At 42.5% G+C, this 21,039-nt stretch carries 14 protein-coding genes; all 14 read right to left on the bottom strand.

Translation table 11 applies throughout. From position 1 onward, the window contains the following. Positions 1 to 45: 45 nt before the first annotated feature. Positions 46 to 1,809, bottom strand: a complete 1,764-nt coding sequence (locus J8L98_RS17635; RefSeq protein WP_210997505.1) for a carbamoyltransferase C-terminal domain-containing protein — start codon at positions 1,807 to 1,809, stop codon at positions 46 to 48. A 72-nt stretch (positions 1,810 to 1,881) separates the two neighbouring features. After that, positions 1,882 to 2,613, bottom strand: coding sequence for a DUF1796 family putative cysteine peptidase (locus tag J8L98_RS17630; RefSeq protein WP_210997504.1), 732 nt, complete (start codon positions 2,611 to 2,613; stop codon positions 1,882 to 1,884). After that, complete coding sequence (locus J8L98_RS17625; RefSeq protein ID WP_210997503.1) at positions 2,610 to 3,710, bottom strand: glycosyltransferase family 2 protein; 1,101 nt, start codon at positions 3,708 to 3,710, stop codon at positions 2,610 to 2,612. The genes J8L98_RS17630 and J8L98_RS17625 overlap by 4 nt, the downstream gene beginning before the upstream one ends. Positions 3,711 to 3,722: 12 nt before the next feature. After that, positions 3,723 to 5,366, bottom strand: a complete 1,644-nt coding sequence (locus tag J8L98_RS17620) for a cyclic peptide export ABC transporter (RefSeq protein WP_210997502.1) — start codon at positions 5,364 to 5,366, stop codon at positions 3,723 to 3,725. Then, positions 5,363 to 6,040: a glycosyltransferase gene (locus J8L98_RS17615; protein ID WP_210997501.1), complete on the bottom strand. Its 678-nt coding sequence runs from the start codon at positions 6,038 to 6,040 to the stop codon at positions 5,363 to 5,365. Before J8L98_RS17615 ends, J8L98_RS17620 begins: the two co-directional genes overlap by 4 nt. 8 nt (positions 6,041 to 6,048) lie before the next feature. Further along, a complete protein-coding gene (locus J8L98_RS17610; protein WP_210997500.1) occupies positions 6,049 to 7,224 on the bottom strand; it encodes a radical SAM protein in 1,176 nt (391 codons plus the stop codon). Then, the gene (locus J8L98_RS17605) at positions 7,214 to 8,311 is read right to left on the bottom strand and encodes a glycosyltransferase (protein WP_210997499.1); all 1,098 of its coding nucleotides are present in this window, start codon (positions 8,309 to 8,311) and stop codon (positions 7,214 to 7,216) included. The genes J8L98_RS17610 and J8L98_RS17605 overlap by 11 nt, the downstream gene beginning before the upstream one ends. Positions 8,312 to 8,313: 2 nt before the next feature. After that, positions 8,314 to 8,922: a hypothetical protein gene (locus J8L98_RS17600; RefSeq protein ID WP_192509466.1), complete on the bottom strand. Its 609-nt coding sequence runs from the start codon at positions 8,920 to 8,922 to the stop codon at positions 8,314 to 8,316. Between the two features lie 210 nt (positions 8,923 to 9,132). Further along, positions 9,133 to 9,591, bottom strand: a complete 459-nt coding sequence (locus J8L98_RS17595) for a winged helix-turn-helix domain-containing protein (RefSeq protein ID WP_192509465.1) — start codon at positions 9,589 to 9,591, stop codon at positions 9,133 to 9,135. Positions 9,592 to 10,179: 588 nt separating this feature from the next. Further along, a complete protein-coding gene (locus J8L98_RS17590; RefSeq protein WP_192509464.1) occupies positions 10,180 to 10,704 on the bottom strand; it encodes a hypothetical protein in 525 nt (174 codons plus the stop codon). Positions 10,705 to 10,999: 295 nt separating this feature from the next. Beyond that, positions 11,000 to 11,473, bottom strand: a complete 474-nt coding sequence (locus J8L98_RS17585; RefSeq protein ID WP_192509463.1) for a hypothetical protein — start codon at positions 11,471 to 11,473, stop codon at positions 11,000 to 11,002. A 165-nt stretch (positions 11,474 to 11,638) separates the two neighbouring features. Then, entirely contained in the window at positions 11,639 to 12,247 is a 609-nt protein-coding gene (locus tag J8L98_RS17580; protein ID WP_210997498.1) for a hypothetical protein, read from the bottom strand. A 44-nt stretch (positions 12,248 to 12,291) separates the two neighbouring features. Next, a complete protein-coding gene (locus J8L98_RS17575; protein WP_210997497.1) occupies positions 12,292 to 15,864 on the bottom strand; it encodes a contractile injection system tape measure protein in 3,573 nt (1,190 codons plus the stop codon). A gap of 196 nt (positions 15,865 to 16,060) precedes the next feature. Next, the gene (locus tag J8L98_RS17570; protein ID WP_210997496.1) at positions 16,061 to 21,037 is read right to left on the bottom strand and encodes a polymer-forming cytoskeletal protein; all 4,977 of its coding nucleotides are present in this window, start codon (positions 21,035 to 21,037) and stop codon (positions 16,061 to 16,063) included. Between the last annotated feature and the right edge of the window lie 2 nt (positions 21,038 to 21,039).

The raw sequence follows: 21,039 nt of genomic DNA, 5'->3' as shown, positions 1-21,039 counted from the left end.
ATGTATATTACCTACATTCACCCACACGATTGCGGCTAATAAAAACTAGGCCAACGCCTGTGCTTCCGCGTGATTTTTAGTGCGTGTATTTTTAGCATTGCTGAGCACTAAGTAAGAGCCAATGACCAAGAAATCGATGTTTGTACGCATCAAGGTATTAACTGCATTTTGCGGTGTACACACAATTGGCTCCCGGTCATTAAACGACGTATTCAATAACATGGGTACACCTGTGAGACGATTAAATGCACTGATCACTGCGTGATAATTTGGGTTACTTACCTTATCTACACGCTGAATACGCGAAGTGCCATCAATATGAACAACGGCGGAAATTTTATCTTTTAACTGTTCATTCGCAGGGTACGCCATCAACATATATCGAGCAGCCTCAGCCTGCTTTTTTATTTCAAACCACTGATCCGCATACTCAGTCAATACGGAAGGGCAAAATGGTCGATGATCTTCACGATGTTTCACCAAACGGTTCAAGCGTTTCACCATTTCTGGGTCTCGAGGGTCTGCCAATAAAGAACGGTTACCCAATGCCCGCGGCCCAAACTCCATCGCCCCTTGAAACCAACCAATGACTTTTCCTTGGGCTAATAATTGCGCAACCTGCTCAGCCAAATCATCATGTTGGGTATATGTCACATCTGCGTTGTCTAATACCGCGCGTATAGCAGCATCATCAAATGATGACCCTAAATAAGTATGTTCTGGTTGTGGCACTCGCGTGTTTGGCTGAAGTACGCCATGATATACCCAAAGTGCAGCCCCTAAAGCAGTACCCGCGTCGTTCGCAGCAGGTTGTATGTATAGGTTTTCAAAAGGCCCCTCTTCAAATGAAACGGTATTTGCCACACAGTTAAGCGCAACACCACCGGCCATACATAAATTATTGCTACCTGTCAGTTCATGGGCCGATTTAGCCAAATGCAGTAACACCTCACTGGTAACCGCCTGTAATGCCGCAGCGATATCATGGTGTACCGCTAATAATGGCTCATGATCATGACGCCTCGATACATTAAACAAAGCCGTTAAATGACTGTAATCTTCTAACCGAAAGCACAATGTGTCTGCATCCACTTTAAAACCAAACCCCTCTGGGTATAGCAACGATTGCATCTGCTTTTTATAACGCGCACTATCACCAAAAGACGCCACACTCATGACCTTGCATGCGTCATATTCAGAAAACCCTAAATACTTGGCCATTTTTTCCCACAAAAAACCAATTGAGTGCGGGTAATTAATATGATGCGTAAATTGAATGTCATTACCTTGAGCATAGCCAATCGACGCAGATTCAAACTCACCAATTCCATCAATTGAAATAATCGCACTTTGTTCATACGGGCTTGGATAAAATGCTGATGCAGCATGGGCCATTTCATGGTCGACCCACATAAACTGGCCTGCAAACCCCAGCTCGGAAAATTGACGCGGAATGGTCATTAATTTATCGAAATACGCACGCTCAGCTTGTACAGTGCCCCAACTGTGCGGTTCACATGGTTCCTGCAAATAACGATGTTTTGCCAAACGCTTCGCCGGATTAAATGAGAATGCGATAATATCCACATCTTTCATGCTCAGCTCAGTAAACTTAAGACATTCCGAAATAGCATTATGTGGTAACACGTGCGGATTATCTAGCCCTGCTGGCTTAGCGTGCTTTACACGATTTAAACGCTCTTCTTCTATCGCAAATTTAGTGTGTCCATCAATCACTATCGCGGCGGATGATTCGTGGTATACGCCATTTACGCCTAAAATAACCAGTGGTGCATTATCGCTGTTCATACTTAGTACCCTATTTTCCTTGATAAATCGTCTTTCAAAGTGGTCATTAATTAAATTTTTTTATACCCGAATTCACGGCTGTGAGTGTGCCGTGAGCGAATGAGAGTGACTCACACTGGTATCTTTGGGCACATTCACACCGGTCAACATATTCGCCCATTGCTGTCGCTCTTCACCTTCCATCCACTCAGAGGATTCAGAGAAGCTCTGCTTAATCACAAAATGAATATGAGGAGCAACTAATGCGGCCAATTCACGGTGAAAAGTCGCGACCAATAAAGTGGCTTCTCCTGCGCATAAACCAGTTAAACACTGCTGTAATTTGGGTAACAAGACTTTCAGCTCATTGATAGACTCGCTCTCAAATTCTGGTTGCTGTTCAATACCAATATTTAAGAAAAACAACACGCGACGACTGTGCTTAATATGATTAAAAAAACGTGCGCTGATCCCATCAAATTTGGCTCTAAACGCAGGATATTCCCGCTCTAAATCACCATCAATTAACGCAAAGTCATGGGTGCTCAAAAATTGAGTCACTGGATCCCAATACTTTTTGTACTCCTTACAATCCGTGTCAAAAGGCTGCAAGTGCTCTTTTTTCAAAACATCTTCACACCGAGTGTTTAACGCCGTTATAATAGATGCCACAGCACAACTGCCTATCCAGTCAAACGGGCCTCGTCGACTTTTTAAGTCCAGTTGCTTCATAATATGTCTAGGTCGACAGTCCATACCCAAGCTATAGATACAATCATACTCTCCTGCGGCTGGGCTTAATTGCACATCTTGCGCTTGACTCATACCGTGCTCCTACTACGCAATTTTTGCCATATCATGGCACTGCTCACACTCCACCAAGTAGGCACTTCAAGCAATAAGCGGGCAAATGGCATCAGCACTAACTGCCAGCGATGTTGGGGAAGTTGCTTAAACTCCTGCTTGGCAACACGATACACCGCATAGGTTTCAATAATGCCAATCAAGCTCCATACACCTAAAAACCCCCACCCAACTGTCTCATTTAATAAGAACAAAAATAGCAATAATAAGGGCGCAATTAAGAATGTGCTGACCGAAATAATATCGAGTAAATGACGCCGCCCGAGCACCGTCTTTTTACGCATTTGCTGACCATAAAAATCGCTTTTGTTAATGGCTACCTCAATAAACCCACGTGACCACCTCACCCGTTGTTGATATAGCGCCCAAAAAGATTGGGGAGGCGCGGTCATCGCAACAACCTCAGCTTCATAGAAAACGGTATACCCTTGTTCAATCCCGAGTAAACAAGTTTCCCGGTCTTCACCGCTGCGCAAACCACTATGGCGTGCCAATAATGCTTCAATAATGGGTCTTTTATATAAACATCCCGCACCTGGCATGATTGGCACAGACCCTTCATTGGCGTTAAAATGGTACGCAGCACGCTCTAAGGCATATTCCAGCAATTGAAATTGCACCACCGGCTTTGAATTGGCAATCGGCATCATTTTAAAATAACACCCCATACAATTTTCATCTGCGGCTAACTTGCTGTAGGTGTGTGTTAACTGTGCCAAATTCTCAAGTTCAGTATCAAAATCGGTAAAAATAATGTACTCATGATCGAGTGCTTCAATCGTGCGCTGCAACGCCCCTATCTTTTGTCCATTTGGGCTCACGCTCGCCACACTCAACCTTTGATAATGGGCACTAACATATTGCTGAGGATTATCACTCGAACCATCATCAATTAAGATAATGTCTATCTCTGCAGGCAAACTACCCGCCAGCGCATCAAAGTAAGCTAGCCGCTGTTTAAAATGAGTAGCATTGCCCGCTTCATTGAAAAAAGGGACCAATATTGCGGTTTTATTGGCCTGTGTATTTTGGTGTAACCAAGATAAAGAATAGCTCATCAGTAAAGTGCTCTACATTGCATGAAAGAATGGCTGCACAGAAGGCACATAAGCATGTAACTGCCCTTCTCGCATCAAAAGGTGTTGGTCACACACATCGAAATATTGCTCGTCATGGGTGATCACTAAGAGGGTTTTTCCTGCTTTTTTTAGTTGCGGCAACCATTGTGTATAAAAAATATGTTTAAACTCAGGGTCGAGGTTGGCTGCAAACTCATCCAACACTAAGAACGGTCTTTGTTCCATTAAAGCCTGCACCAAAGCCAACCGCTTCAGTTGCCCAGTTGACAGCTCAGTCGTTGAAAACCCTTGTTCATTCCACTGTACTTTATCCGCCAAATTGGCTTGTGTTAGCCAATGCTGCAACCTTGCTTTATCTAATTTATTAACACCGTAAAAGGGTTTAAATACCACGCTATCTGCAAACACCGTCGCAAATAACTGACGATGTTCATGGGCGTATTGCGTTTTACTGAGCACATTACCATTGAGTAATATGGCCCCTTCCGTTGGGGTATATAGACCAGTTAACATTTTCAATAAAGTGGTTTTCCCTGAACCATTGCCACCGGAAATAAACACGATTTCACCCGCGTTCACTGAAAAGTTAATGGGTCCGATATTAAATGCGCCATCACTGTCGTACGCATAGTGCGCATTTTCAAATGCCAGTACGTTAACAGGCTGTGCACTCGATTGTACTGCGCTGTCACAACACACGGGTTCTTGCGCTTGCTTAGTTTGCTCATACAAATTATCAAGGGTTGCTTTAGAGACTCGTAACTGCGCTAATACCCGAAATAACTCCATACTGCTATGGAATGGGCTCACTAGAAAAAGAATGATGATCACAAAACTCATACGCTGCTCAGAACTGAGCCAGCCATATAATGGCACCACAAATACCACAACAGCCACCACAAGATACATTGCAGCCATGAGTATCATTTGATTATTTATAAACTGAGAGTCTGCCAGTACTTTGTTATCTCGTACTGAGCGCGCTTGGGTTGATATATCATGAAAGAGGGCATCGCTGCGACCTTGGTTTTGCTTATTCTCTTTAATACCTGTGAGTAAGTGATGCATACTGTCAAAAAAGCCATCTTCAGCATGACGACCCTCAGCCATCGCGTGCTCTATGACCTTTAAACGATATTTATAAGCCAGTGCTGCCAGTACAAATAATATCGACGCGATCACCGCGCCCACAGGCAATACCACACACAAATACAATAATGCTGCTATCACCGTAAATAGCTGACCAACACTCACCACAACAAAGCGGTTCAATTGGCTCATAACGTTCGCATCATAAGCGATGGCTGCCAAAATCTTTTGCGGCCCTATTTTCTCAACATTGGCTAACCTTGCAGCGCGAACTGCATCTAAAATTGACAACCTAACGCGCATTATTGTGTGTTCAGTTAGCTGCAAAGTACGACGTTGAAAAAATAGCTGGATGATAAAATACGCCAAAAACGCCACAGAAAATATCATCCCATTGTGGAGTAAGTTTTGGGTGTCACCATGGCGATGTTGTAGCGCAATATTAATGCTATGCACAATACCCAGTGTGGTCACTGCACTGATTGCACTCACCATCATCAAGCGACCACTAATATCAGCAAACAATAACTTTAATGCAGAAATCATCCTTTCACTCCTACGACACGTTGATAGACGCTTGGTGCCACCTGCCATAACACCGACTCCAGCCACAGCTTGCTGAAATAACGTATGTAGCCCTGTACTTTAAACTTGCGTTCGTTATGAACAATATAGCTCTGCGCAAGCCACCCATATCGAGCCTTGAGTTTACATAGCCGTTCACCCAAATCAGTATCTTCGCCTTTCATTAACGCCTCGTTGAAACCAGCTAACTGTTTGAACAAATGTGTACTCACAAAGCAATTTCCACCAAAAGTACGGTGTGTGTAATTAAATCGATTGATACTCTTGGCTATCCATTCTCCTAACCAATGCCCAGATTCACTTTTTAAAGGTGCACAACCATATTCAGTACCACCGCGCATTGAGTGCTTTATTGCAGCAACATAGTTTTTGGCACAGTGAGTATCAGCGTCGATAAAAACCAACACGTCTTTGGTGGCTTTTTGTGCCCCAAAATTACGTGTCTGTGCGGCTGAGCCAAGCCGCTCATCATACACATGACACGTAAAGGTACGCGCAATATCAACACTGATATCTTGACAGGTATCACACACCACGATCAGCTCATCTTCTGGGGCTAACTGTTCACATAAAGACGACAGTGTGTGTGACAACACCGACGCCTCGTTATGTGCAGGTACAATGACCGATAACATGCAAATACCTACACTAAAAAGTTATGAGCATCAGGACAGGCATTGAGTACCCTCAAAGAACCTTCACGCATTGATTTAGCCGCACGTTGGTAAGCGTCTGACGCCATTAAATCTTCCAAAGTGTCATCCAGTACACTGCCAAAAACCAGATCTGGAAATTGTTTTGTCATCACCAATTTCCCGCCAATATCAACATCTAACTTCACGCCCATTTTTAAATAGTTCTCACGAGCAGGCATTTTCCCTCGATAGTATTTACGCAATTCATCGTCACTATAATCGGGGCCAAATAGCACCGGAATTTGTGCGGGGTATTCACGTAGTTGCGCCAAAGTCGAGATAACTTTTTCGATATAGTCATGACTAAAATCTCCCATATCAAAACCAGTATATGAGTTCGGTACCACATTATACGCTTCACAAAACTTGTGATACTCACTACGCGCAAATAAATCCACCACCCATAAGTGATTGAAGATCATCCAGTCTACACCATGTGTTTCACACACTTTGAGCAACTCAATGGATTGATCTAAATTCTTTGCCATTAAGGTATTTTCAACGCCAATCAGCCAGCCTTTGCCATCTTCTTGCTTGCCCTTGGCGAGCATCTCTATGCCCTGAATGGTTTTCCTAAATGTGCCTTTGCCACGAATAGAGTCATGGATTTCACTTGGGCCATCAATTGAGATTAAAAATGCCAACTGATCTGAAAATTCACTAAACAGCTCAAAATAGCGCTTTATCAGCAACCCATTCGTACAGATATAAATAAAGCAACCTGCCTCTGCTAAGCGCCTAAAAAACTTGGGGAAGTCAGGGTGTAAAGTTGGCTCACCACCAGTCAAAATAATATCGCACTGATTACGGTCAATAAAATCGAATAAGTTGCCACTCTCATCATAAGGTATCGCCGTAGGATCTAAGCCATTGTGAAAACCGCCTTCACGCCACTGAAAACACTGCTCACATCGTAAGTTACAGCTACTTGTCATTTTAACGACTAACTTACAAATGTTTTCCTCTGCCACGACTTCAGACTCAGCATAACGTGCTAACGCATTAGCAACCCGTTCTGAACTTGCTCTATGATGCTTGATAAAGCTGGGGTTGCGTTCGATAAAGTTCAGATGCCCTTGTGGTAAATCTGAGTTTTCTAAGTGTGTGGCTTTTTTAGTCCACATGACGGTTCTCCTGATAATAATTTAAAAGCACATTGCAGATGTAATCTGGCGCATCGTGCCGCACCAATGTCGCGGCATTGTTTGTTAAGGTAATCTTTCGTTGTGTATTGCCAAGCAGCTGCTCAACAGCATCTCGTAATGACTCAACCGAGTCACATACAGCCACCGCACCGGCTTCTTTAAAAACGGCGCGATTATGCTGTTCTTGCCCTGGTAATGCTGAGCTGATCACCATGCAAGTATTGGTTAAAGATGCTTCCGTTAAGGTAATACCACCAGATTTGGTGATCAGTATTTCAGCTTGTTGATACAGGTGACTTAAGTCATCAACAAACCCCATCACCTGTAATTGCTGTGCATCAATATATGTTGAAAACTCACGTGTGAGTTGTGTAAATAAGGCTGTGTTCTGACCGCAAACAACTTGTAATCGAGTGACTTTATGAGTGCCCAGTAATGCACTGACGATTGATGCAGTAATACCTAAGCCCCAACCACCTCCGCACAGCATGACTTGACCTCGTTTTACTTGATATAGGTTATTAGTATCGCTTACAAGTGCAGGGATCCCACTGGCGTGTACCGCTGCCAAACGACTTCTATGCCAATCAAACACGCTGTTGTTGTATGCGTGCGACACAAATAAATTATCAACAGGTGTTTGCCATCCTGACGAAATACTGTAATCACCAAGTACGCCATGGATGGGCCGCTTGAGTGAGAATTTATTACAATAATAGCGCGCAAAAAAAGCACCATAATAACTACACGCTAATACTTGTTCATGTTCACTGAACAGCTTTTTTGCTATGGCTTGTTTATCATTCCCTTTAAACCACAACATACAAGGTAGTAATTTATATAGCACAGGATAAAACCAGCGGCTGCCATACAACTTACTATGATGTTGCTTACCCTCTAAACACCAGTCATAGTATTGGTCAAACAATAGCCGAGTTAGCCATAACGGTAAAATATCAGACAACGACACAAGCGTTGATGATTCGCCTCTGCGCTGTAAATGTTGTTGCATAGTCAGTGCCAATGCTCGAGAGCCTGCCCCTGACTCTACATACAAAATCAACATACTTATTGCACCAATTGCTGACAACGGGTTACATCTAACCAATGCTTACGCAAATCATCTAGTTCTAGCTTCATCACCACCATATCTTGGTTAGGCCCATAAAAACTTTCGAAGCGTGAAAGTTCAGTAAACAATAAAGATTGGTAAATTCCGAGAATATTCGATTGTTCTGTATCGGCAAAAACTTCAATATACAGTTGCTGATAATTGGTCTCTTCTAACAAGACTTTGAGTGTATCAAGCAACATGGCAATTTTAGTCATCGCCGACGCATTCGGTTGCGCAACAAACCACCCTCCCCATACGATACTTTTTGGATCCCATAAACGATAATGGAAACCCGATAAACCGATAATTTCATCTCCTTTTTTCATACACCAATATTGTCGACCATTGTCAATTTCAGCGCCTAAACAACGCTGGTGAAAGTCAATCGTTCTTAAGGCATCCTCATTTATACCATCGACCATTGCCAAACGAATAAAATCGAGCTGTTCACCCTCAAAAGTCACCGGGACTTTTTGAATGTTTTGACGTTGTATAAATGAATTGGTACGCGCTATTTTGTTAGCTAATAGCGATGCTCTTCTATCAACAAATTGTTGTTCCATAATGTTGTGCTCTTTGTAATATTTGAATAAAAATGGCGCTAAATTTCGACGGGCACAAGATGACGCGACTGACCTAAAATGTCGCTTATGAAGGGGATATTTTTGCTTATGACATGACAATTTTGTCTTCGGAAAAGCTTATGGATTAAAAAACAAACAAAAAAAGAGGCTTAAAGCCTCTTTTTATGAAAATATTAATAAAATCTATAATTAAAAAATAATGACTAACTGTAGGATTATTAATAACGATGCAAGAAAAAACAACTGGATATTTTGACGGTTCAGGTGAGGGATCTCTAAGGACATAGCACTAAATAAGTTCAGAGGATCAAACCTCACGTCTAAGTTAAAACTATAGCCCTTTCGATAGTGGGTTTTAATAACATTTTCAGGTAACGATTCATGCGAAAGAATTCTCCGTAATTCAGAAATCGCACGATTTATAGAGTTATTATCTACAAATTCTTGTTGCCAAATTTTCTCTCCAAGTTCATCTCTAGATATTACTCTGCCCGGATTCAGCACAAAGTATACTAACAACTCAAAAATAAGCGGTTCAACCTTTATCAAGGCATTCCCTAGCTTGAGTGTTTGAGAACGATTATCAAGTGTAAACGGACCCAAAAAAGCCCTTTTAAACTGATTTTTATTAGATTCTTCATAAAACATGACAGCGCTTATACTTCCTTTCAATTTAGATTATAAAAGCGATGCTGATCTTACTCTCATAAGTTTTAATAATGAATATAACACTCAACTAAAACCCATGATTTATTCTAATAATTGTTCTTGATCATAAAATACTAAAATAAGTAAAAAAAAGGACATAAAAAAAACATATTAAAGATAAATAGATCAAGATTTAAACCAACTATAGCGCATATTGCATCAATGAAAGGATAGTACCACTTTAAGAAACGGTCACCGGTGAATTTATAGGCGGAAAATTGCAACAATGATATTATGTAACATTAAAAACTTGAACAAAACTAATACACTATGAAAACAAACAAGTTTAATAATTTAACAAATGGTAATTAAAGTAAAAATAAAAAGTTCACAAAAAGTGCATTAATAAGAATATATAGTTAACCATTCCCACGTCGCTAAGCTTTGCCAACTTGCATTTTTACACAAACCTATCTACATGCTATAAATGTTTTCCTCTCATTAAGCGCGCCCTATTTTTGTACTGTTTCACCTCTAATTTTAATAATGAATCATGTAGATAGGTGACACCTGTATTTTTGATTCAGTTTAATCTGATTCTTTTTTCATAATGTCTACTAAACTCGAATTCATCTCTCTGGCTAACTCAACCACATCCTTAGCTGCTGCTTGTGATAAATCAAATTGCCTCGCTTTTTCATCCAATTCTTGCGTGTGCCTTTTTTCTTCCAATGCCATTTGCGCTAATTTAAGCTCTTTTTCTATTTGATATTGTTTTATTCTTTCATCTCTTTCGCGTTTTCGGTCAGCCAAAGCCTGATCTTCATCTTTGCCCACCGATGCCTCCCTGATCACCATGATTAACGCCATTATGACAGGTGCTATCATACCAACCACTGGCGTAAACGCTTCAACATCCAGGTAATAACCCGATAAGCAGGTTATTAGCACCAAAACGACCGTTGTTGGCATCGCCCACTTGCCTACTATGACCATAACAATGTCTTGTGGTAAGCGAGGTCGGTGCATCCTTTTTTTTGTTGTTTGGTTTTTTTCTTTTGCTGTGGGACCAAGCTGAATACGCGTAATTTCAGAATTAGGTTTTGGTTTCATATTGAGTACTCCGATCATGACTAAAAATATTGACTCAAACTGAACTTTAAAGGGGTTATTTCATAGCTGGGAACGGCCTTAAAGAGAAGGAAAATGATTGGTAAAGCTCACTTGAGAAAGAAGGGGGAGCTGATGCTCCCATAATTGGTCGCTACTTTAATTATCAAAAGCAGGAGATGGTGGGGATAAAGAAGCCAGAGTCTAGGTATCGCATTGCTTTGCACTTAGCACTTAGCACTTAGCACTTAGCACGCAAATATAAACTAGAAAACAGGGTATAAAGTAAGACTGAATTTTAGTGCCGCGTGCTGAATATATCGCCACAATAGTGATTGCCTGACACAAAGTTTGACTCTACAGCAGCGCTTTGAATGCTATCTAAATAAACAATACTCCATACTAACCACTCATCTAAGCCGCAGCTTTTACCATGATTTAGAATGTACAAAGTACTGTTGCACAACATGCCGTTACAAGGTAACGAGTAGGCATTTTGTAACCGTAAAAGTAAATTTTCTAAGTAACCTCTCACCGCAGCTTTAAATAGCAGATCAGCAACAAACTGATCGCGAATACACTCACCTTTTATTTGCTGCCAAATTTCAACACAATACTGCTGACGGAATATGGTCAGTAGCTCTGCAGGCTCAAAACCCGCTTGTTGTAACGTTTGCCAACACCCCAATGTATTTATGTCCACATTAAAAATATCAACTTCAACTTCCGATTTGGTAAATACATGATTAAATGTACTGATATAGTCAGCCATAAGTCACCTTAATGTGTTTGTTCAAATTGAAGACGTCGTAGTGCAGAATGTGTGAAGAAAAATGCAATGTGTTCGATAAACACTATGAAAAAAGTTTGAGATGCCCACAAACACCACACGATTTGCTTTGAAATAACAAACTGCAGGTCGTTGATAGGGAAGGTGTTATGGGTTTAATTTTCCTCTAATTTGTAAAAATACAAAATTAATGAAATCACTGATCACGCTATGTGATTCGCTGCCATGATCATAACAAGGTGGGCAATATTGGTGCTGTTCCGGCGTATGAGTCCAAGGCGGTCTTTGCGTATTTGATGCTGCATTTTCGTCTAAGAAATACATCATTTGTGTTTCACTTGATGCAATATCAGTAATATAACGCGCATGTATGTGCATCGAATGCTCAGCTGTAAAAAACAATAAGCGGTTGATATTATTATTTTGCTCTATCAATGTATTATCACTACTGTGTAAACCCGATAATGAAAAAGTGATTTGTGTAATGGCATCTGCTACTGAACCATCCATTGCTTGTATTGCCTTTCTCTGAACCACAATATTTGACTCAAAGCCGTGCTCAGCCAATAGTACTTTTACTGACTCCAATTGCGGTAATACATGACTGACAAACAGCGTATTTAATGTAAAGTACCAGTGCTCCTTTGTATGCTGAGCTTGATCTTCAGCTTTTTGGCGTGCTATTTCATATTGCTCATAACGTGATTGATGCTCATTGATCAGTTGGTGTAACGTCGAATTTTGAACTAGTGACATAACTGTCCTCCAAATAGTATAAATGCTTACGGTATATTGCAGTGTTAAAAGCCGCTGTGCCATTTAACATCAATTAATAACTCGGGCAACCAGGGTAACTGAATTAAGCCAAGTCCCCATGGCATACGCATCATTAGTACATCTTGCGGCTTGTTTTGAATGCTGATCGCAAGTCCTCTTTCTGTCAGCTGCACTTGCCCTTCACGCTGTAAAAACAATGCAGAGAACGTCGCAACAGACATATCTTGCAGTGCATGCCAACGCGAAATCACCACTGCGAGCATATGTTCAACTGCACTATGTTCACTTTCAAGCACCTCCTCTGGAGTTTCCACAACGCATGTAGGTGGTAACCCAAGTAATGCGTTAATGGTGTAAGTCGCGTGAACCATAGGGTCTACCCCCACAATAAAGCACAGTATACTATGCGCTTTCGCACGGGCTCGTTCGTCAACAAATTGCCCCTGCGTAGGCTCCGATTTCATATCCAATAGTCCTAATTTAGCAAACAATGGCGTTAAAAAAGGCCAGAGCAAAACAATGCCGGCATCGGCACTAACTAATGCTTCATTATCCATTAACTGGCAGCGCATCGCGGTGATGGTTTGCTCCCCCTGAACTAACAATTGTTCAAGGCCATGCTCACACAGTTGCTGCCTGTGCTTGTTGTTCTGAGTCATCAGGTTATTTTCAATCACTGAAACAGCATTTTTCAATGACTGAATTAGCCCCTCTGAGTTCGGCATTTGATAACGTGTCTCTTCACTTCCCGCATCATGTAACATTTGCAGCTCAAAAACATCGTGGTCGGCCTTCCCCTCAAACAGGGTATTATTAACCGTTGGTAGTTGTCTCGTTGCCATATGCCGTAGCAGCTCTAACTGCCTTTTCGCCTCTTGCCAATTATGGATACAAAAAATTGGCTCAATAGATGACAATACTTGATGTATCAGTGCCGACTCCCTTTGGCCTGACAACACACTCACACTGCTGTTATCATCACGCTGAGTGTCAACCTCTAAGAGCTGCTTCTCTAACGATGCAGTTTGTACATGCACGACGGGATGTTCATCCTCACTCGGTTCACAGTCACCCTGCATGGTTTTTTTCGCGTTGGTTTTACCTAACTCTATAAGCGCTTCAGCCCCCCACTCTATTAAAGGAAGAGTCCAATATATGCCGCGTTGTAATGCGCGACTAAGGCTCGGGTTGATGTCGTCAAAGCGCTTTTTAATCTCGACCAACTGTTCAATAGACACAATGATTTCATTAAGAATAGGCAAAGTATTTCTGTGCTTAACACACAATTGATATTGGCTATTAAGCCAGATCAGTAGTTCAGTAAGTCGTTCATATAACTGGTGCTGTGACGGCACAAAATCACCTTCTTGAAGTGATATAGCCTCTAAATGAATTGCCATCGACTTTATCAAATCTAACACGATTGTAGATAAAACCGGCACACCCGTTGACACCTCCTCATAGCCTTGATGACTCGAACCTTGATTATTCGCTCTTTCAACTCGCTTGCCATTATTGGTTTGTATATCATTCAATCGAGCTGCCAATGCTGCACATACACCAGCTAAATGCTGAGTTTGCTCTTTTTCAAACTCATGATTTATTTTATCCGTATCAACAAGCCCCCTTGAACGAAACCTCGTTGCAGCATTCGTCGTCGAGCTTTGCGTTGCAATGGCCATATGCTCTGGGTCTTTTATGAATTGGAGTAACCCGACATAATCATGCGTAACTAGGTATTGTTGAGCGCCCAACCATTGGCTTTGTGTTAAAAGAGGTTCAAGATATTTCAAGCGAACCCGAATATCACAATAGAAATAGTCGGCTTCACCAATATTTGCCTCGATAGCTTCAATGCCAGTCATCAATAAGTCAGTTGCCACACTCTCGGTGCGATTAACCTGAGCCCGTTCGTTATTCTGATCAATGTTAAACGCAGGCAAGTAGCTTTCAGAATGCCGCGTAATACACAATTGCACGCGTTTCTGATAGTGATCCAACCAAAGCGCAACCTCATTTAACACATGTCCCTTGCGCTGTCGCGCTACCGCATCAGACATATCATTTGATGACAGTATCAGTTTTCTGAGTTTAATAATTAACGCAACTGGTACATCTGAAAAGCTACTCAGTAACACTCTTATTTTACTTAGGTGTTGCGGCTTATCAGCAAAGCTGAGCTGTGCCACCTCACGGTTGATATAGAGGTGCAACAATTCAAGACGTTGTATTACATATCGATGCGAGTCTATTTCGGGTCTGGCCGATAACACAAAAGCTTCTAAGGCCATACGAAACTGGATGGGGAGTTGGTGGCTTCTTTGTAACTCCTGCTGTAACTGTGACCACTTTATAGTAAACATAGCCGGTAACATCGCGCCAACTTGCAATGTATTTAATAGTCGATACGTGCTTTGCAATTGATACAAACGCGCACTAAAGTGCACAGACGCGGCTCTATCAACGGCCATACTGAACAATGACGATTCAGGCAATGGGTCATAGTGAGACATATCTGTATATACATTAAGGCCTAAAGCTGGCTTTTTCTTTTCTGTTACCTCGTTTACCCACTGAATCGCTGGATTTTCACTCGCACTTTGATAATGCACTTCTATATCATCCAAAATACGTTCAAGGCCTATTAGCGCAGGATGATTGACAGTAGTACCTTGAGGGTGAAGTGCAAACCATGTATTTAGCTTTAACTGTGACCCTTTTGAACCCAAACCAGCTAATACACGTTGCAAGTGTGATTGCGTAAACGCATGGCAAAATACATAACAATGATAACTCTTGAGTATCATTGAAACTGTTTGAGCATGGTGTAATGGCTGAGCCACACATTGAATATAAGTTTGCTCTAAATACATCCAAAATCGCTCAACATCATGAACCGACAGCTTCATCAATATATCCGTGAAATACGACACCTCATTTTTGTTTCCCCCATGCATATTCCGCTCTATAACATGCAATAAAGGGAACATAATACTCGCCAAAATTGTACGACTATCATTAAATAAATTGATCAAACGACCTCGCGTAGCGGGCCAATCAGCATCTTGAATCAATTTTTCTAACATGACTTTGTCTAACTTAAAGTGACTAGCAATTACCCCCTGCAGGTTATTTCTCTGTGTATTAACAACGTCGCATGCCGGATGCGCACAATAAGTCTTAATAAAATGGCTCCAAAGCGGACTGTATGGCCCTTGTGATCCCCCTAAAGTGCCATTGCTCTGTAGCGAATAATCCCCCTGAGTTAGCATTACATCATGCACACCTGAATCAAATTCTGATTGTAAACTTGCCATGATTATGGGTTTCACAACCGCATTAAAATACGGTTGTGAATTCTGCTCAATGGCCTGCCAATCCAATTCGGGTAATACTATTTCTATATCTGATAAATGCTGAATCTGCTCTGTTGTGCCTGATAGTTCAGGCAACTCTAGTTGCAACAATGATAACCCTTTGGATAACCACTGATTAAATGTCGCCTCTAAATCAGTTAAAGACTTACCTGAGTGCACTAACACACTGTATGGGGTCTCAAGTTCGACCCCTATTTTATTAACGTGTAATTGCATCATTAAATAACCTCAGCTCTGGATAAGCGAATTTGCCCAATAAAGCTATTTTTCTCACTCTCGGCGTTGCTTTCATTTGTAATAGCCCGCTATGACTGCATAAAAGCGCCTTGATATTGAAAAAAATACCATCATTGGGTTGTACGTAAGTGTGTTTACAAAACATTTTCTATTCCAAAACCCTTATCCAAACCTGAGGTTAAATATGATCATTTCGCCAATAACCATGCGCGCAAGTAAGCGCGTGGTCAAGATACACGGCATGCCATAAATAACCCTCTTGATGCGGCTGTTCATGTAGTTCACCATGCTCACACCCAGCACTGTATATGTGTTGACCCTCTCCCCCGTTTGCGCGGTTGTTACGCCAGTGGCCTGTACACATTAAGTTCTCACATTTATACGCCCCCCCACCATAAAGCGACGCGCTGTTATGTTTTGCCAAGACTTCACTGTTATCGCAATGTGCCACAGCACCTCCACGTTCAGCTTGGCAAAATTGAGCATCAATTGTTGAGTATTTCAAGCCATAGGCTGCTCCTCCTTGGCGACCCGCTTTACATTGTCTGATGTTCAACGCTTGTACCTCAGTCGCTTCGACATCTCCATATATCGCACCACCATCATGGCTAACACAATGATGTTCTATCACACAGTTAAGTTGAATATTTTCGACATAACGTAAACTGAACGCGCCACCACTGCCTTCAAAGCGAGATGGTTCACCGGCAATCGTACCGTCAAAAGTGAAGCCTTTCATCTGTACATTTTTCACCTTCGCGTCTCGCTCTCCCCGCAGAACAAAGCGACACCCTGGGTGTGCTTTAACAATACGTGTTTCTTGCTCGTTAAAGCCGACAATACTCACATTTGAGCCTATTTCTACAGCTTGATTAAGCTTGTACGCACGGGTTACTTGAGGGTGACTGTTGTGTGGATAGAGTAAAATAGTCACATTATTCAGCGTGCCACGTTCAAACACGGCATCAAACTCTTGCTGATCATGAATCGCGATGACCTTCTTACCATGGCTCAGCTGCCAAGTATGCTCATCAATATACGCTTTTACCGCTGATTGCGTGGCCAATGTGTTATTTGACGTTTGTTCACCACCGAGTAGCGGGTCTTGAGAAACCATATTAATCGTCGGACTATTTGGTAAATTGACCGCTGCAATAGATAAATCATCAGCCGATAACGCGCCTTGAATCTGACAATCCCCCGCTATTTGCGCACCGTTGCCTACCTCCAAACGTCCCTCAACCGAAAGGGCTTCACTAATTCGCGCATCACCATTTACATCCAGTTTATGACTTGCTTGTGCTGTGCCTAAGCCTAATTGACCTTCACAATTGAGGTGTAGCTGCGTGTCACCACTTATCGCAATATCTAACCCAGCTAACCCTTCTTCGCTATTTATTGCCAATTTTGCCGACGCTCGCGTATCTCCTATATTTAATGTATCTTGCGCACTCAACGACCTTGTACTCAAGGTCGTGTTAAACTCAGCTGGACCATTCACCTGCAAACAACCCATCAGTGCTGTGTCTGGTTTTATCAATACTTTACTGTCGGCTTCTAAACCTTCAATATTAACGCCACCTTGAATAGTCGCATGCTTGCCAACATGTAAATCATCCTTCAAGCTAGTACGTTTCTCTACAGTGAGGGATTCAGCAACAGCGACATTTTTGACAAAATCACTGTCTCCTTCCACGCGAACTTTACGTGTGAATACAGCATGGCCTTCGACTGTTAAGCTATCTTTGAGTAGAACGTCATCACTTACGGTTAAATCAGAACGTAATTCAACATCCCCAAAAATCTTTGCGCCGTCTAAACACTCTAAACGACCCGCCCCTTTTAACACACCGTCTAACTCAATATCACCTGTTACAGTAACATTGCCAGTCACATCTAAGTGTGCTCGGGGGTCTTCTGTCCCAATACCCAATCGGCCCTCTTTGACAACCACAGGGTCACTGCCTTGGTGATAAACAGCCAACGCTTTATCAAAATGGTTTTGTTCAATACTTAATTGCGCATTACCCAACCTCGCTGACGATGAATCATCTTGCTGATGATGAAATGCTAAACCTACACGGGCCTCGCCCAATAGCTCCGTATTACCATAAACATTCAAGTTACTACGAAAGCTGGCGTATTCATTTACATGCAAACTGTCATCAATTTCCACACGCCCTGACACAGTTAAATCTTTATGGAAACGGCTGTCCTCAGCCACATCCAGCATGTACTCTGGTCGCTCTAGCCCTAAGCCCAAGTTTCCTTGTGAGAATACTAACCCCACCTCACCATTATGGTGATCTATGCGTAACGCTTGCGCTTGCTGTTCACAGATATGAACCCGTGCTGATGCTTCGTAAGGTGTTAAGCTCAGATCACCGCCGATGCTCACGTCATCTCTAAATACGGCTTTATTATCAACCGTTAAGGCATTATCACCCACTTCCCCTTTAATAACGACGTTACTTTGTGCAACAAGTACGCCCTCTACGGTCACTGTATCATTGAGTTGTGTATGCGCAGTCACAGTTAACGCGTCATTTAATTGCGCCAATTTACCCACTGTGAGGGTATCTGCTATGTCTGTCGCCTCACTTACCGTTAATGTGCCATTCAACACACTGGAACCTGATACCGACAATGCGTCTTTTGCCGCCTCAGCGGTGTTGTTTGTAACACTGACATCAAGGCCATTTCGTAACTCCGTTTCACCAATGACCTGTAATTTGTCTTCTATATCTGTTCGACCTTTCACCTGCAATGCTAGCTCAGGATTTTCAATTGCGAGTGTTCCGGTTATTTTCGCCTCACCCGTGAGAGAAAAGTCGGCACTATTCACATCGATGGTTTGATTAATTGCCAACTTTCCTGGTTGAGCATAAATCACCTGAGCGTTTGTCTCATCACTGATTTTAAACACCGGTTCAACACCAAGTTGCGTTAACTGCAACTGAGAGTCGTTAGTACGAATAAAATCGCCATCATCGCTGAAGACACTGAACGCACCGCGTAACTCGGTGTTGCCATACACCATAAACTGAGCATCCGTCGCATCGGAACCAACTTGTGTCTGTGTTAAGCTGGCACGAAAAGCCGGTAGGCTATTTTCGCTCTGTGTAATGTCTAGCGTGTTTCGAAGCGTAACATGTCCCTCAAACATACTTTCTGAGCCGACATGAAAATGAACTTGCGGATCTGCCTTATGAACCCCCACATACTCCGCTTTATTTACCAACACTGAGGTGGTTGCATTGCCGTTTTTATAACTGACATCGATGCCTGATGTCGTCGTCTCATCCGCCAGTACAGCAAATTTGGCTGACGTCGTAAACCCTTGAGCATACGATAACGCGGCAACTTTAATTTGTTCATTAACCAGCGAAGTATTGGCATTGACATGTCCTGAAATATCGAGTGATGGTGCGCTGACTTTGCCTGTCGCATCCATGCTGCCTTCAACACAAAGAGGTAAACTCCCCCCTTCACTGCCCAGTGTGACTTTTTGTTTCTTAACACGTAAGAGTGCTTTATCTTCATCATCTTTGATGAGTAACGTGGTTTCTTCTGCACCTTGCGCATTAATACTAACCCGCGCGTTACTTTGACCTTGTGCATGACCTACATTTAACCGTTCACGTATCACTGCGTCAGTCGCCTGCAAAGTTGTTGCTGCAGTAATATCTTGAAATTGAGCGCTGTGCTTAACAGTCAATGGGGCATTAATCAAAGCACCTGCTGCGCGTTCAGGCTCCGTGGTGCCTGATTGTTCTCCCACTAGTAATGTTTTACTTTGAGTGAGCCCTGATACCGTTGCAGAGTCTGAAACATGAAGCGCCTCTACCTCAGTATTCTGTGCGGTTAAGCTGCCCTCGACAACAGATGTTTGACTGGTCGCCCGGCCCGACACATATAAATCTTGTGCTATTTTAGTTGGCTTATATAGCGTTATTTCTGTTTCATCGGTCACAGGTGCACTCGTGACTTTAATATACTTATCATCACCGTTTTGCATGTTGAGCATGCTACCTGGTTGCGCCGCATGAATATCCAGCAATGCCTCTGGTTGATGCGTGCCAAGGCCGACTTTTCCCGATATGGCTGCATTACCTTGTGCAACAGCTCCCAGCGACGTTCCTACTGATACACCACCTTGTACTGCAAGCCCTTGTGCTATTTGCACCTCGTTATTAAACTGACTCGGCCCATCATTTTTAAGATGTACTGTAGCGCTGTCTTTACTGGCGCCAACTAAAAACGATCCATCCACATGCAAATGACTATCAGGCATAGATGTATTAATGCCCACTTTACCTTCAGAGTCGATAATGAACGGCGTGTCATCATTATTCTCATCATCAACACGTAGCAATGCATCCATGTCACTGCTTGATTTATTAATATGCAGTATTGCCTTAGTGCTGTCTTTATTGATACCAACACCCAGCGCCTTATGTGCCTCCAAATGTTGATTAAAAATGGCATTATTCGCAGTGAGGTTACCCTCAAGATTGGTTGCCCCAGTAACAGCTAAGCTGTCCTTCAGCGTAGTTGCACCACTAACGTTTAACTGCGCTGCGGTGGTGTTCGGACCTAAGGTTGTATTTGTGGTAACAATTAACTTTTCAGTGTTTACTTGATCAGCTTGCACCGTTGTCATGTGAGCCGATTCACTTGTCAGTGACTGCGTTTTAATATCACCAGCCACTTTGACCATTGAGGTATCTGCGTTCACTTCTAATACGTTGTATGCATTTAACGTGTTTGCACTGGCCGTGAAATTACCACTTTCGCCTACTGACACAGCGTCTGCTGTAACTTTCACCATGGTTGCTTCAGCATCGGCTCCTGCAACTATCAGTTGCTCTGGTGTTATGGTAATGTTCGCGCTAGGTGCCGTTGAACCTGGCGCCAAGTCTTTGCGCTTTATATGCAGAGGCGCAGTCACTTCCAACGTTTCATCGTCACCGGCGCCTGACACTTTTAAGGGATCATCCACTTGGTTAAAGCTAGAGCGAATTAATGATTCAAAATCATCACCTGTCGGGGTTTGTAAATCATCAAATTTGCCAATTAATGACGCACGGCTTTCAGGTGCTGGCGTCGATGATTCGGTGCTCGACTCAATATCTTGCTCAGTTGAGGTAGTCATAA

The organism is Pseudoalteromonas sp. MMG013 (genome assembly GCF_018100885.1).
GTDB lineage: Bacteria > Pseudomonadota > Gammaproteobacteria > Enterobacterales > Alteromonadaceae > Pseudoalteromonas > Pseudoalteromonas aurantia.
This window is presented reverse-complemented; position numbering and strand designations above follow the sequence as displayed.

What these genes read in the sequence shown, in the direction of transcription:
- J8L98_RS17585 (WP_192509463.1), bottom strand. Translation starts at nt 11,473, where the DNA reads ATGGCTGACTATATCAGTACATTTAATCATGTATTTACCAAATCGGAA.
- J8L98_RS17630 (WP_210997504.1), bottom strand. Translation starts at nt 2,613, where the DNA reads ATGAGTCAAGCGCAAGATGTGCAATTAAGCCCAGCCGCAGGAGAGTAT.
- J8L98_RS17625 (WP_210997503.1), bottom strand. Translation starts at nt 3,710, where the DNA reads ATGAGCTATTCTTTATCTTGGTTACACCAAAATACACAGGCCAATAAA.
- J8L98_RS17590 (WP_192509464.1), bottom strand. Translation starts at nt 10,704, where the DNA reads ATGAAACCAAAACCTAATTCTGAAATTACGCGTATTCAGCTTGGTCCC.
- J8L98_RS17580 (WP_210997498.1), bottom strand. Translation starts at nt 12,247, where the DNA reads ATGTCACTAGTTCAAAATTCGACGTTACACCAACTGATCAATGAGCAT.
- J8L98_RS17605 (WP_210997499.1), bottom strand. Translation starts at nt 8,311, where the DNA reads ATGTTGATTTTGTATGTAGAGTCAGGGGCAGGCTCTCGAGCATTGGCA.
- J8L98_RS17620 (WP_210997502.1), bottom strand. Translation starts at nt 5,366, where the DNA reads ATGATTTCTGCATTAAAGTTATTGTTTGCTGATATTAGTGGTCGCTTG.
- J8L98_RS17615 (WP_210997501.1), bottom strand. Translation starts at nt 6,040, where the DNA reads ATGTTATCGGTCATTGTACCTGCACATAACGAGGCGTCGGTGTTGTCA.
- J8L98_RS17635 (WP_210997505.1), bottom strand. Translation starts at nt 1,809, where the DNA reads ATGAACAGCGATAATGCACCACTGGTTATTTTAGGCGTAAATGGCGTA.
- J8L98_RS17570 (WP_210997496.1), bottom strand. Translation starts at nt 21,037, where the DNA reads ATGACTACCTCAACTGAGCAAGATATTGAGTCGAGCACCGAATCATCG.
- J8L98_RS17600 (WP_192509466.1), bottom strand. Translation starts at nt 8,922, where the DNA reads ATGGAACAACAATTTGTTGATAGAAGAGCATCGCTATTAGCTAACAAA.
- J8L98_RS17595 (WP_192509465.1), bottom strand. Translation starts at nt 9,591, where the DNA reads ATGTTTTATGAAGAATCTAATAAAAATCAGTTTAAAAGGGCTTTTTTG.
- J8L98_RS17610 (WP_210997500.1), bottom strand. Translation starts at nt 7,224, where the DNA reads ATGTGGACTAAAAAAGCCACACACTTAGAAAACTCAGATTTACCACAA.
- J8L98_RS17575 (WP_210997497.1), bottom strand. Translation starts at nt 15,864, where the DNA reads ATGATGCAATTACACGTTAATAAAATAGGGGTCGAACTTGAGACCCCA.